The organism is Candidatus Pelagibacter sp. PS_41, from assembly GCF_059417725.1.
In genome coordinates, this window is the sequence record NZ_CM182062.1 from 62,459 (window position 1) to 75,285 (window position 12,827).

The 12,827-nt window shown below is 29.9% G+C and carries 18 protein-coding genes and 3 tRNA genes; 10 read left to right on the top strand and 11 right to left on the bottom strand.

The genetic code is table 11. The annotated features are described in order from the left end of the window. Positions 1–3 precede the first annotated feature (3 nt). From AC5SL8_RS00315 to rpmH, 10 genes are read right to left on the bottom strand one after another with little or no spacing between them, the layout of a single operon-like run. Positions 4–933, bottom strand: coding sequence for a histone deacetylase family protein (locus AC5SL8_RS00315; protein ID WP_494579986.1), 930 nt, complete (start codon positions 931–933; stop codon positions 4–6). Further along, the gene (locus AC5SL8_RS00320) at positions 934–1,128 is read right to left on the bottom strand and encodes a hypothetical protein (RefSeq protein WP_494579987.1); all 195 of its coding nucleotides are present in this window, start codon (positions 1,126–1,128) and stop codon (positions 934–936) included. It lies immediately after the preceding gene. Beyond that, a complete protein-coding gene (gene dapE / locus AC5SL8_RS00325; protein ID WP_494579988.1) occupies positions 1,128–2,282 on the bottom strand; it encodes a succinyl-diaminopimelate desuccinylase in 1,155 nt (384 codons plus the stop codon). Before dapE ends, AC5SL8_RS00320 begins: the two co-directional genes overlap by 1 nt. Beyond that, positions 2,283–3,110 (bottom strand): 2,3,4,5-tetrahydropyridine-2,6-dicarboxylate N-succinyltransferase, encoded by an 828-nt coding sequence (gene dapD / locus AC5SL8_RS00330; protein ID WP_494579990.1) that lies wholly within the window; start codon positions 3,108–3,110, stop codon positions 2,283–2,285. A gap of 23 nt (positions 3,111–3,133) precedes the next feature. Continuing rightward, a complete protein-coding gene (locus tag AC5SL8_RS00335) occupies positions 3,134–3,811 on the bottom strand; it encodes a pyrimidine 5'-nucleotidase (RefSeq protein WP_494579992.1) in 678 nt (225 codons plus the stop codon). After that, positions 3,808–4,674, bottom strand: a complete 867-nt coding sequence (gene argB / locus AC5SL8_RS00340; protein WP_494579994.1) for an acetylglutamate kinase — start codon at positions 4,672–4,674, stop codon at positions 3,808–3,810. Before argB ends, AC5SL8_RS00335 begins: the two co-directional genes overlap by 4 nt. After that, positions 4,675–6,351, bottom strand: coding sequence for a membrane protein insertase YidC (gene yidC, locus AC5SL8_RS00345; RefSeq protein WP_494579996.1), 1,677 nt, complete (start codon positions 6,349–6,351; stop codon positions 4,675–4,677). It abuts the gene before it with no gap. After that, entirely contained in the window at positions 6,351–6,602 is a 252-nt protein-coding gene (yidD, locus tag AC5SL8_RS00350) for a membrane protein insertion efficiency factor YidD (RefSeq protein WP_494579997.1), read from the bottom strand. Before yidD ends, yidC begins: the two co-directional genes overlap by 1 nt. Next, a complete protein-coding gene (gene rnpA, locus AC5SL8_RS00355) occupies positions 6,602–6,946 on the bottom strand; it encodes a ribonuclease P protein component (RefSeq protein ID WP_271516908.1) in 345 nt (114 codons plus the stop codon). The genes yidD and rnpA overlap by 1 nt, the downstream gene beginning before the upstream one ends. A gap of 10 nt (positions 6,947–6,956) precedes the next feature. After that, entirely contained in the window at positions 6,957–7,121 is a 165-nt protein-coding gene (rpmH, locus tag AC5SL8_RS00360; protein WP_271516905.1) for a 50S ribosomal protein L34, read from the bottom strand. A gap of 92 nt (positions 7,122–7,213) precedes the next feature. On the opposite strand from rpmH, the gene AC5SL8_RS00365 reads away from it, so the two are divergent. Then, the gene (locus tag AC5SL8_RS00365) at positions 7,214–7,933 is read left to right on the top strand and encodes a TVP38/TMEM64 family protein (RefSeq protein ID WP_494580000.1); all 720 of its coding nucleotides are present in this window, start codon (positions 7,214–7,216) and stop codon (positions 7,931–7,933) included. A gap of 2 nt (positions 7,934–7,935) precedes the next feature. Here the strand turns inward: AC5SL8_RS00365 and AC5SL8_RS00370 are convergent. Beyond that, a tRNA-Thr gene (locus AC5SL8_RS00370) sits at positions 7,936–8,009 on the bottom strand. A 103-nt stretch (positions 8,010–8,112) separates the two neighbouring features. Here AC5SL8_RS00370 and AC5SL8_RS00375 point away from each other — a divergent pair. The 9 genes from AC5SL8_RS00375 (at position 8,113) to AC5SL8_RS00415 (ending at position 12,824) form a co-directional block, all read left to right on the top strand. Then, positions 8,113–8,310, top strand: coding sequence for a hypothetical protein (locus AC5SL8_RS00375; protein WP_494580001.1), 198 nt, complete (start codon positions 8,113–8,115; stop codon positions 8,308–8,310). A gap of 100 nt (positions 8,311–8,410) precedes the next feature. Beyond that, the gene (dcd, locus tag AC5SL8_RS00380) at positions 8,411–8,968 is read left to right on the top strand and encodes a dCTP deaminase (RefSeq protein ID WP_494580003.1); all 558 of its coding nucleotides are present in this window, start codon (positions 8,411–8,413) and stop codon (positions 8,966–8,968) included. 2 nt (positions 8,969–8,970) lie between these two features. Continuing rightward, a complete protein-coding gene (gene murA / locus AC5SL8_RS00385) occupies positions 8,971–10,230 on the top strand; it encodes a UDP-N-acetylglucosamine 1-carboxyvinyltransferase (protein WP_494580004.1) in 1,260 nt (419 codons plus the stop codon). Further along, complete coding sequence (locus AC5SL8_RS00390; protein WP_494580006.1) at positions 10,230–10,625, top strand: DUF2948 family protein; 396 nt, start codon at positions 10,230–10,232, stop codon at positions 10,623–10,625. The genes murA and AC5SL8_RS00390 overlap by 1 nt, the downstream gene beginning before the upstream one ends. Beyond that, positions 10,625–11,911 (top strand): histidinol dehydrogenase, encoded by a 1,287-nt coding sequence (gene hisD, locus AC5SL8_RS00395; protein WP_494580007.1) that lies wholly within the window; start codon positions 10,625–10,627, stop codon positions 11,909–11,911. Before AC5SL8_RS00390 ends, hisD begins: the two co-directional genes overlap by 1 nt. Before the next feature lie 2 nt (positions 11,912–11,913). Then, on the top strand, positions 11,914–12,129 hold the full coding sequence (gene infA / locus AC5SL8_RS00400; RefSeq protein ID WP_494580008.1) for a translation initiation factor IF-1: 216 nt from the start codon (positions 11,914–11,916) through the stop codon (positions 12,127–12,129). Between the two features lie 6 nt (positions 12,130–12,135). Beyond that, a tRNA-Phe gene (locus tag AC5SL8_RS00405) sits at positions 12,136–12,210 on the top strand. 91 nt (positions 12,211–12,301) lie between these two features. Beyond that, the gene (locus AC5SL8_RS00410; protein ID WP_271516577.1) at positions 12,302–12,514 is read left to right on the top strand and encodes a cold-shock protein; all 213 of its coding nucleotides are present in this window, start codon (positions 12,302–12,304) and stop codon (positions 12,512–12,514) included. Positions 12,515–12,749: 235 nt separating this feature from the next. Further along, a tRNA-His gene (locus AC5SL8_RS00415) sits at positions 12,750–12,824 on the top strand. The last annotated feature ends 3 nt before the right edge of the window (positions 12,825–12,827 follow it).

Here is a 12,827-nt window from a genome sequence, read left to right on the forward strand (position 1 = left end):
TTATCAATTAAATTCTAGTAAAGCTTTTACATGCATCTCAGTACTTTCTTGAAGTGCTAGTAGATCGTATCCACCTTCTAAAATTGATACTACTTTTCCATCACAATATTGTTTTGATAGCTCAAGTGTTCTTTTGGTAATGTTATAAAAGTCTTTTGACTCTAATTGAAGTTGTGCCAATGGATCATCTTTATGGGCATCAAACCCTGCAGAAAGCAAGATGAACTCAGGTTTAAATTCCTTAATTTTATTAAGTACAGATTCATAGGCATTTAAATATTCTTCTGATGTTGTTCCTGCTGGCAAAGGAATATTTAATATGTTGTTATGTTTTCCTTTTTCATCATTAGTACCTGACCCTGGGTAATAGGGGTATTGATGAGTAGAAATATATAGAACTTTTTCATTATCATAAAAAATATCTTGAGTGCCGTTTCCATGATGTACATCAAAATCAATAATTGCTATTTTTTTAAGTTTGTATTTATTTATGAGATAATTAGCTCCAACAGCTACATTATTATAGATACAAAAACCCATAGCTTTATTTTTCTCTGCATGATGACCCGGAGGTCTAACGGCGCAAAAAGCGTTTTTAAAATCTTTATTTTGCACACCATCAATAGCTGTAATAATTGAACCTACGGCATCTGACGTGGCATCCTTACTTCCTGGGGAGACAATTGTATCTCCATCTAAAAAAGACAATCCCTTTTTAGGAAAAGATTTTTCTACAAAATTTATATAATCAGAATTGTGAGTTATTTCTAAAAGTGATCGGTCAAATTTTGACGGTTTTTTCCAAACTAAATCTTTATTATCCAATTTTTTGAAATTATTGATAACTTCTGTAACCCTATCAATTTTCTCTGGATGACCGTCGCCTGTATTATGATTTTGATAAGTATCTGAGGTTATTAAACCAGTTTTCATTTAAGATAGATATTCTTGATAAATAGTTTCTCGTTCTACTTTTAGCATTCCTTTAGTTCTTTCTACAAACTCATCACGCTGTTCTTTATTCTTAAAAACAAAAAAACAAACTGTATCTTTAGAGTGATAAATAGCTTTTAATTCATCATCAATATCATTCAGTTCTTTAGGGATATCTGCTTTAATGCAAATCATTAAAAGTAATTTTTAAGAATTTCAGAGTATATCTTTGTTAGCTTTTTTAAGTCTGAAATAGATACTGCCTCATCTACTTTGTGCATTGTTTTACCTACTAGACCAAATTCCAAACATGGGGCAATTTTTCTAATAAATCTTGCATCTGAAGTTCCACCTGTTGTAGACAATTGAGGTTTAATTTTTGTAATTTTTTTTATTACATCTTGAATCATGTAAGTTGTTTTATTGGGCTTAGTTAAAAAAGCTTCACCTGATACACGATATTCTACTTTAAAATTAGATTTATCTTTTTTAATAATTTTTTTGAATATTTTATTTAATCTATTTTTTAAGCTAGAAGATGTATGTTTATTGTTAAATCTTATGTTAAATGTTGCTCTTGCAAGTCTTGGAATAACATTATCAGCTGTATTATCGATATTAATTTTTGTTACCTCTAAATTTGTAGGCTGAAAGTCTTTTGTTCCTTTATCAAATTTTATTTCTTTTATTTCGTTTAGTATCTTGATCAATGAAGTTGATGGATTTTTAGCACGATGAGGATATGCAACATGACCTTGAGTTCCAATTATAGTTAATTCAGCATTGATACTTCCTCTTCTACCAATTTTAATCATTTCACCAAGTTTATTAGGGTTTGTTGGCTCACCAACTAAACAAAAATCTATTTTTTCTTTTTTCTTTTTTAAGTAATCAACTACTTTTTTAGTACCATTAATTGCAACACCTTCTTCATCACCAGTAATTAACAAACTAATTGATCCGTTAATTTTTTTATTATTTGATACAAAGCTATTTACAGCAACAACCCAGCTTGCAATTGCACTTTTCATGTCATTAGCACCTCTACCAATAAGATGATTTTTTTTAATAGCTGGACTAAAAGGCTTAATCGTCCAATCTTTTATATTTCCTGGAGGTACTACATCTAAGTGACCAGCAAACATAAAGTTTGGTTGAGAATTACCTAATCTTGCATATAGGTTTTTAACTGGTTTAGAATTTTTATCTTTAAACTCTAAAATCTTACATTTAAATCCAATAGCAGTTAATTTTTTAGCTAAGAATTTCATTACTCCAGCATCAACTGGTGTAATGCTTGGAAATCTTATTAGCTCTTTAGCTAATGTAATTTCATTATAATTTGGCATTTAGTCTCTTAATAAGTCGTTAATAGAGGTTTTAGATCTAGTTTTTTCATCAACTTGTTTAATAATTACTGCACAATATAAAGCAGGACCTTTACCATCTTTACTTGGAATGCTGCCTGGTACTATTACTGAGTACGGTGGAATTTTTCCATAGATTACTTCACCAGTTTCTCGGTAAACAATTTTTGTTGATTGACCAATAAATACACCCATAGATAATACAGATCCTTCTCCAACAATTACTCCTTCAACTATTTCTGAACGAGCTCCAATAAAGCAATTATCTTCGATGATAGTAGGGTTAGCTTGCATGGGTTCTAATACACCTCCAATTCCAGCACCACCTGATATGTGACAGTTCTTTCCTATTTGTGCACACGATCCTACAGAAGCCCAAGTATCCACCATAGTACCTTCATCTACATATGCTCCAATATTTACAAAGCAAGGCATAAGCACTGCATTCTTTCCAATAAAAGACCCTTTTCTAACTGGAGAATTCGGAACCATTCTAAAACCAGCTTTTATATGATCTTCTTTTGTCCAACCTGACGTTTTACCTTTTAGTAAATGAGACTTGTCATACCAACTGCTATATGGACCACTCAATGAGTCCATATCATGGGTCCTAAAACTTAGCATTATTGCTTTTTTAACCCACTGATTGACTACCCACTCATTACCATTTTTTTCAGCAACTCTTAGTTCACCACTATCAACAAGTTCAATCGTTTGGTTGATAGCATCTAATATAGACTTATCAGATTGACCGTTGATGGAGTCTTTATTGTCCCAGGCTGTATTGATAATGTTTTCAAATTCTTTCATAGTTTTATTTTATCGTTAGTAGGTTAGTTTTTTTGTGCTTTTATTATATTAATTTCTTGAAGAAAAGAAGGCAAGTTCTTAATCTTATAATCAATATATGGTTTATCCGCATCTTTTTTTGCAAATACTTCATCATTCTCAAGCCAGCAAGTTTTCATTCCTAAGTTTTTAGCTTGTTCTAAATTATGAGCAATATCTTCGATCAATATTGATTTTGCTGGATCAAGATTAAATTTTTCAATTATTTTTTTATAAGGTTCAATTTTTGGTTTTGGAATAAAATTAGCATCAACAATATCAAACGCTCCATCAAACAACCCATCTATACCTAGTTGTTTAGTTACGTTTTCTACATGTGCATGAGAACCATTGGTAAAGATATATTTTTTTTCTTTAATTTTAATTAATTCTTCTCGTAACAATTCATCTTTAGGAAGCCAGCTAATATCAATATCATGAACAAATTCTAAAAATTCATGTGGATCAATTTTATTGTGATTCATTAATCCAGATAATGTCGTTCCATATTCATAGAAGTATTCTTTTTGAATTTCTTTTGCTTTAATTAAATCCACATTAAATTTCTTTGAAATAAAAGAAGACATTTTTTTATCAACTTCAGAAAAAACCTTTGTTTGTCCAGAATACAAAGTATTATCTAAATCGAATAGCCAGTATTTAGTATTAATTAAATTTTTCATTCTCTTATTAAAGTTCCTGAACCTTTATCAGACAATAGTTCAAAAAGGAGTGAGTGATTTTTTCTTCCATCAATTATTACAACGGCCTTAACTCCTTTACTGGCAACATCTAGACAATTCTTAATTTTAGGTATCATTCCACCAGAAATTACTTTTTGATCAATTAATTCATTAGCTTTTTTAGAATTTATTTCAGGGATTAGTTTTTTTTCACTGTCTAATACGCCCTCTACATCGCTGATAATCATTAATCTTCTAGCTTTTAACTCAATTGCTATTGATCCTGCAGCAGTATCGGCATTTATATTAAAAGTTTGATTGTTTTCATCTAACCCTAATGGTGCAACAATGGGTACTTCATTAACTTTAATAATTTCTTTTAAAACATTAGTTTTAATGTGAGTGGGAGTACCTACAAAACCTAATTTGTCACTTTCAGGTTTTACAGCTATTATATTGTATTCTTTTGAAGTAATCCCTTTTGTTTCACAAGATTGATCCTTTAAAGCATTGACAATTTCTTTATTAAATTCAATCAACACATCTTCAACTATATTAATAGTATTTTTATCTGTAACTCTTAGTCCATTAATAAAATCACTTTTAATATTAAGCTCATCTAGTTTGTTGTTTATCCTTTTTCCACCACCGTGGATAACTATGGGATTAAAACCAAGTTTTTTTAAAACAGCAACATCTTCAATAAAAATTTTAAACAATTTTGGATCAATTAAAACACTACCCCCACATTTAATGACAATAAATTCATCATTATATTTTTCTAAATATTTTTTTACCTCTTTAACTGTTGGGCCATCTTTGGGTAGGATGTTTGTTAATTCTTCTTCTTTTAACGATGACATTTATGTTGTTTTGATAGTCATTTTTCTTTGAACAATATATTGTTGAATCATTGTGAAGATGTTGTTGAAGCTCCAGTAGATAACAAGACCCGCAGGAAAGGGTGCAAGAATTACAGTTAGAAATACTGGAAAAAACATAAATATTTTAGCTTGTATAGGATCCGGTGGTGTTGGATTAAGTTTCTGCTGAATCCACATCGTGATTCCCATAATTATTGGCCATGCACCTATTAATAAGAAAGAAGGTGGATCCCAAGGAATCAAACCAAAAACATTAAATAAAGATGTTGGGTCTCTATCGCTTAAGTCATGTATCCATCCATAAAATGGCATGTGTCTCATTTCAATTGTAACAAATAATACTTTATACAGCGCAAAGAAAACTGGAATCTGAACCAGGATAGGTAGACAACCACTCATAGGATTAACTTTTTCTTTCTTATAAAGAGCCATCATCGCTTGTTGCAATTTCATTTTATCATCCTTATGCAATTCTTTCAGACGAGCCATTTCAGGCGCCAATAACTTCATTTTCCCCATGGACTTAAAGCTAAAGTTGGCAAGAGGGAAGAAAGCCAATCTAATACAAATAGTGACAGCAATAATTGCTAAACCATAATTACCAAGTAATTTAAAGAAGTAATCCAATACAAAGAATAAAGGCTTTGTAATGAAATACATAAAGCCCCAGTCAATCGCTAGATCAAATTTATTGATATCTAAATTTTCAGCATAACCATCAATGACACTTACTCTTTTAGCGGCAACTATAATTTGAATTTTTTCTTCAATAGAGCTGTTTGCTTTAACTTCTATACCTTTAGTTGATATGTAGTTGGCTCTGAATTTATTTTTATAATCAAAAGTTGTTTTAAACTCTTTTCCTTTTGGTGGTATTACTGAGGTAACCCAAAATTTATCTGAAATAGCAACAAATCCATCTTGTGCAATTTGAGTAAATTTCTTTTCCTGGATATCATCGTAATCTTCTTCAATTAATTGATCATCAAGTACAGATAAAAACCCTTCATGCAAAATATAAAAGCCAGATATCTCTGGTATTTTGTTTCTAATTATTTGCCCGTAGGAGTAAAAATTATAAGATTTATCTGATGAATTAATTATTTTTTCTTTTACAGTAAATAAAAATTGGTCATCTAGACTTATATGTTTTTCAAATGTGATGCCTTGAGAGTTGCTCCATGTTAGTTTCACAGGATTATTATTAGTTAATCTTTTATTTCCAGCAATCTCCCAGACGGAAGAAGCATCAGGGATATCAATATTTTTATTAGTGCTTACAAAACCACTTTCAATTAGGTAACCATTTTCAACATTTCTTGGGTTTAATAAGACTATTTTTTCATTTTTATTCAGTTCAACATTATATTCTTTAAAAGTTAAGTCATCTATTGCTGCACCTTTTAAAGAAATTGATCCAATAACACTTTCATTTTCAAATTGAATTCTATCATTTTCTTTTAAAGCATCTGTTCTTGATAGTTTTGCAAAGTTTTCATTTTTATCTAAGCTTGGAGTATCTGTATTGTTTTCAATTTTTTTTTGTTCAGCTAGATTTTGTTTTATAGCTGCAGGATCAGGCTGAAAAAAAAGAGAGTATAAAACAATTACAGCTGCTGATAAGGATATAGCTGCAATTACGTTTTTTGTATCCATTATTTCTTACCCTTTAATTCTTTAATTACTGGATCAAACCCTTCACCACCACCCAACATTTTAATGGGATGACACGAAAATATTCGTTTAGTACTTTTTGAGATCCCTTTAATAAGCCCATATGTTCTTAAACATTCAATTGTATATTCTGAGCAGGTTGGGAGATATCTACACGAAGGAGTTAAACAAGGACTAATAATTATTTTATAAAATTTGATCAGGCCAATTAAAATATTTGATATAATGTTCATTACTTAATCTTTTCTATGTCTTGGAATAAAGTATCTTTTATTATCGCATATTCATTGTTTAGCATAGTTATTTTCGCAATCACAAGGTAAGAATAATTAAAGTTTATAGACACTTTTTTTACAGCTTCGTTCATTATATTTCTTAATCTTCTTTTAATTTTATTTCTCTTTACAGCACCACGGATAAGTTTTTTTTTAACTACAAAGCTAATATTTAGTTTTTTATTATCCTTATCTGCGAGGGGACCAAAAAAAAGAGTGATATACTTGTTTGAGACTTTCTTTTTCTTAAGTAAATTTTTGAAATCTTCGTTTTTAGAAAGAGCAACAATTTTGCTTTTCATTTAGTTTAAATTATTTACCCTGAGGTTTTTTTTGCGTAGATGATACTGTAAGATTCTTACGTCCCTTAGCTCTTCTTCTCTTTAGAAGTTTTTTTCCGCCTTTAGTTGCCATCTTTGATCTGAAACCATGTTTCTTAAGACGTTTTCCAACTTTAGGCTGATATGTTCTTTTCATAGGATATATTTAATTTTTAATAAATTTCGCCCTTTATAGTAATTAAATGTATAAATAGCAAATAGAAGATTTTATATTACTCTAAGTAAATTATGGAAAAATCAAAAAAAGTTAAGATAACTTTAGGTTTATTTTATCTTCTAGTAGTTTCATCATTTTTATACTTTTTCCTATCAAAATTTACCCTTGAAGAATTAACAAGCTATGAATTTATTAAAAATAATAGAGATTATTTTTTTGGATTAAAACAAACTAATTTATTTTTAATTTCTTTAATATTTTTAATAGCCACAATAGTTTGGGTTGTTATGGCTGGATTTGGTTTACCAGTTGCGCTCTTAGCAGGTTTTATTTTTGGTAAGTGGCTAGGAACTTTTATTCTATTAATTGGAATGACTATTGGAGCAACATTTCTTTACATTATTGGAAATTATTTTTTTAAAGAAATTATTAAAGAAAAATTTTTAAATAGATTTAAAAATTTAGAAGCTAAATTTAAAAAATCAGAATTTATTTATCTTTTAGCTTATAGATTTATCGGAGGGATTCCTTTTGCATTATCAAATGTGCTACCTTGTATTTTTAATGTCAGGACAAGTAATTTTTTTTGGGCGACATTAATAGGGTTAACACCACCTCTATTTTTAGTTGTATCCATTGGAAGTGGCCTTGAAAAAATTATAGAACAAAATTTAGAAGCTCCTAGTGTGACTGATCTGATATATTCACCAGACATTTACATACCATTGATTGCTTTTGGAGTTTTATTAATAGCCGCAATTATTGCTAGAAAAATATTTTATAAAAAATAATCTGGTGCCCCCACCAAGAATCGAACTTGAAATTTATCCTTACCATGGACACGTTATGCCATTTAACTATAGGGGCTATTTTGGTATTTATTGAGTATTTTTATAATAAATCATTTTTTCAAAATATTGCCTTAATTTTTTTCATATAATGATTTATAACTAGTGAAGGAAAAAATTTTATGGGAATTCATTACGATTATAAATCTACTAAAGGAAACAAGCTCATGGAAAAGCAAGCTAAGAGAGAAAAAAAGCTTGCAGAAAAAAGAGCAAAAAGAGAAGCTAAAGAAGGTCCAAAAGCTCAACAAGAGCCAGAGAAGGTATTAGATGCTTCAAAACCTATCACATTAGATTTTCTAACTAATCCAGATAAATAATGAATGATAAAGAAAAAAATGAGAAGTTAAGTCTTGCTCTTAAAAAAAATTTAAAAAAAAGAAAAATTTTTCAAAAAAAAAATAAGAAGAAAAGTAAATAATGTCAGTACTTTCCGACAAATCTATAAGGAAGTTGGCAGTCGAAGAATCAATGATTTCTCCCTTTATAGACAAACAGGTCAGAGAGGGTAAAATTTCTTATGGTCTAAGTTCATTTGGTTATGATGCGAGAGTAGGAGATGAATTTAAAATTTTTCACAATGTTAACTCCTCAATTGTTGATCCTAAAGAGTTTACACCAGATAATTTTGTAACTAAAAAAAGCTCTGATTATATTATTATCCCACCTAACTCTTTTGCTCTAGGAACTACTATAGAGGTTTTTAAAATACCAAGAGACATCATGTGTATTGTTGTTGGTAAGAGTACTTATGCTAGAACAGGAATTATAGTAAACGTAACCCCTATTGAATCTGAATTTTTTGGAACCGTTACCCTTGAATTTTCAAATACCACACCACTTCCAGCAAAGATTTATGCAAATGAAGGTGTTGCTCAATTTTTATTTTTAAAAGGAGATCAATCTCCCGAAACTTCGTACGCTGACCGTAAAGGAAAATATATGGGTCAAACTGGAGTAACTTTACCAAAAGTATAATCATGAAAAAATTGGAAGTCTTTGGAGCAGCAAAGCTCAAAGGACAAGTTAAAATTTCTGGCTCGAAAAATGCATCTCTTCCTATTTTAGCTGCAACATTATTATCAGATAAAAGAATATCTTTAACAAACATACCAAGGGTTAAAGATGTTGAGACGATGATTAAACTTTTAGAGTCTATGGGCTCTAAAGTGAAGGTGTTAAAAAATAAAAACTCATTAATAATTCAAAATGACAAAATAATAAAAGCTGAAGCTAGTTATGATCTAATGTCAACAATGAGAGCAGGCATTATAGTATTAGGACCATTATTAGCAAGATTTGGAAAGGCTAGAGCTTCAATTCCTGGTGGTTGCAATTTAGGATTTAGACCTATCGATATTCATTTGGAGGCATTAAAAAAGATGGGTGTAAAATATAAATTAGTTGATGGATATATAAATGCAAAAGCTAAAAATGGTTTAGTAGGAGCAAAAATTAAATTTCCAAAAATTTCTGTTGGCGCTACTGAAAATTTAATGATTGCTGCTTGTTTAGCAAAAGGTCAAACTGTTCTGTCTAATTGTGCAATAGAACCAGAAATTAAAGATTTATCAAATTTTCTTTGTAGTATTGGTGCGAAGATTGTTTGGACCGGAAGAAGACAGGTTAAAATTATAGGTATAAAAACTTTTAAACAGTCAAACTATAAAATAATGTTTGATAGAATTGAAGCTGGCACTATGCTTGTAGCAGCAGCAGTTAATCAGGGTAATTTAAAATTAACAGGAATAGAAACGGATATTCTTAAAACAGAAATTAATGTTTTAAAAAAAATTGGTGCAAAAATTATTCAAAAGAAGAATGAAATCATTATTCAAGGTAATAAAAAGATTAAGAATATAAATATTAAGACGTCGCCTTATCCAGGGTTTCCAACAGATTTGCAATCGCAATTGATGGTATTGTTATGTAAGGCAAATAAAAAATCAACAATTAAAGAGGATATTTTTGCAAATCGTTTTCAAAGCGTTTCAGAGTTAAAAAGAATGGATGCAAAGATTGAAGTTAAAGGTAATCAGGCAATAATAGAGGGAAATACAATATTCAAAGGAGCCCAGGTTATGGCAACTGACTTAAGAGCTTCCGCCTCATTAGTTTTGGCAGCTCTATGTGCTAAAGGAAAAACAACAATTAGTAGAATTTATCACCTTGATAGAGGCTATGAAGACTTAGAAAAGAAGTTAAGAAAAGTAGGAGCTAAAATTAAGAGAATTAACTAATGGATAAAAAATATTTATCAAAAATAATAGCTACAGATAATGAGGGATTACAGTTAATATCTGCATGCTGTTCTGGGGCCAAAGTTAAGATTGAGAACATAAAATACCTTCCGTTAAACAAAGTTTTTTTACTCTCGCTTAATAGATTAAAAATAGAAACAGATGAAAAAGATAAAAAAGTTAACAGTATTTGCAAGTTTGAATTTGTAGATAAAGTTAAGTCTAAAAATATAAAACAAAACAATTCAGATGAAGAATTGGAGTTAATTGGCATAGATTATTTAAAAAATAATGAAAATTACGAAATAAATTTAATTTTTGAAAATAATGCATATATTGCATTGTCAGCTGAGATAATTGAAGTAACCCTAGATGATCAAAATAAAGCTAATTAATGATTAAAATATTAGACAGTAAAAATAAAAACTTTGATAATATTTTAGATAATTTATTATCTAAAAGAAAAAATAAAATTCAACTTAGCTCAGCTTCAGTTATTAAAATTATAAAAGATGTTAAAGTAAATGGTGATAAAGCTATTTTAAAATATGAAAAAAGATTTAATAAAAATAGTATAATTGCTCCAAATAAAGAAAAGATTAATCGACTTATTAAATCTCTAGATCCAAAAGTGAAGAAAGCAATTGATCTTGCTTATAGTCGAATTTATAAATTTCATTCATTTCAAAAATTTAAAAATATTTCTTATACTGATAATTTAAACAACAAGCTTGAATATAAATATGTGCCCATTGAAGCGGTTGCTATTTATGTGCCTGGCTCTACAGCATCATATCCCTCAAGTGTTTTAATGAATGCGGTGCCAGCAATTGTTGCTGGGGTAAAAAGACTTGTCATGATTAATCCTGGACAAAAAGGGGTTCAAAATCCCGCAGTATTATATGCTGCAAAAAAATGTAAAATTAGAGAGATTTATTCCATAGGTGGACCTTCTGCTATCGCAGCTTTGGCATATGGCACTACGAAAATTAAAAAAGTTGATAAAATTGTTGGTCCAGGAAACTCTTATGTTGCGGCAGCTAAGAAAGAAGTTTTTGGAGATGTTGGAATTGAAGGTATGATTGCAGGCCCTTCAGAAGTTACAATTGTTTGTGATAAGTTTTCAAATCCTGAATGGGTTGCAAGTGATTTAATAGGCCAAGCAGAGCACGATAGTCTTGCCCAATGCATATTAATTTCAAAAGATAAAAAAATTATTAAAAGAGTTAATGATGAAATTATTAAGCAATTAAAAAAGTTGCCTAGATCACAAATTGCAAAAAATAGTTTACGTAATAATGGAATTTTAATTCACATGCAGTCAGATCAAAAAATTATTGAAACAGTAAATAAAATTGCACCCGAACATTTAGAATTAAATATTAAGAGCTATAAAAAAATGGTAGGAAAAATTAGAAATTCAGGATCTATCTGTTTAGGGAAATATGCAGTCATGGCTATGACAGATTATAATGCGGGCTCCAACCACGTTTTGCCAACTAATTCTTCAGCAAGATATTCCAGTGGCATTAGTGTTAATGAATTTTATAAAAGAATTTCATATATAAACCTATCAAAAAAAGGGATTGAAACCCTTGGACCATCGGTTATAACACTTGCAAACTACGAAGGTTTAGTAGGACACGCTAAGTCAGTAGAAAAAAGAATTAGGAGAAAATAAATTTGTCAAAACAAGAAATGCTTTCGTTCTCAGGAATTGTTGAGGATTTATTACCAAATGCAATGTTTAGAGTAAAGTTAGAGAATGGTCATATTGTAACAGCTCATGCTGCAGGCAAATTGCGTAAGAACAGAATTAGAATACTTCAAGGTGATAAGGTTCAAGTCGAAATAACACCTTACGACTTAACTAAAGGTCGGATCACTTTTAGAGGGTAAACAAATGCCTCGGTAGCTCAGGAGTAGAGCAGAGCCCTGAAAAGGCTTGTGTCGCATGTGCGAATCATGCTCGAGGCACCATACCTTGAATATCCATTTTTTAATTTCCTATTGAAATGATTAAAAAAATAAAATAATTTTTTTCATATAAATAATAAAAGGATAAGTAAAAATGAGCACGCTAAAAGGAACGGTAAAGTGGTTTAATGGCAAAAAAGGCTATGGCTTTATTGAAAGAGACGACAAAGAAAAAGATGCATTCGTTCACGCATCCGCTGTCAAAAATGCTGGTATGCGTTTTCTTAACGAAGGTGATAAATTAGAATTTGAGATGGAGGATGGCCCAAAAGGCCCTTCAGCAATAAATCTAAAAAAAATAGATTAGTTCTTTAATATTACATATTTTAAAGGGCGTTTTATCTTTGAAAAATAAGATAACGTCCTTTTTGTATTTAGGTATTGAAAATTATAATTTATTGTCTAAAAGATGCTCATGATTATAAATATTACATATAGAGAGACTTCAAGAAGTACTCATAGAATCTGTTTCCATAGCCTGTAGGCTATTTATTTATAATATAATTTTTAATCCACACAAAAATAATATAAAAACAAGGAATGCCTGGGTGGTGTAACGGTTAGCACGAAAGTTTGTGGAACTTTAAGTTTGAGTTCGATTCTCAGCCCGGGTACCAAAA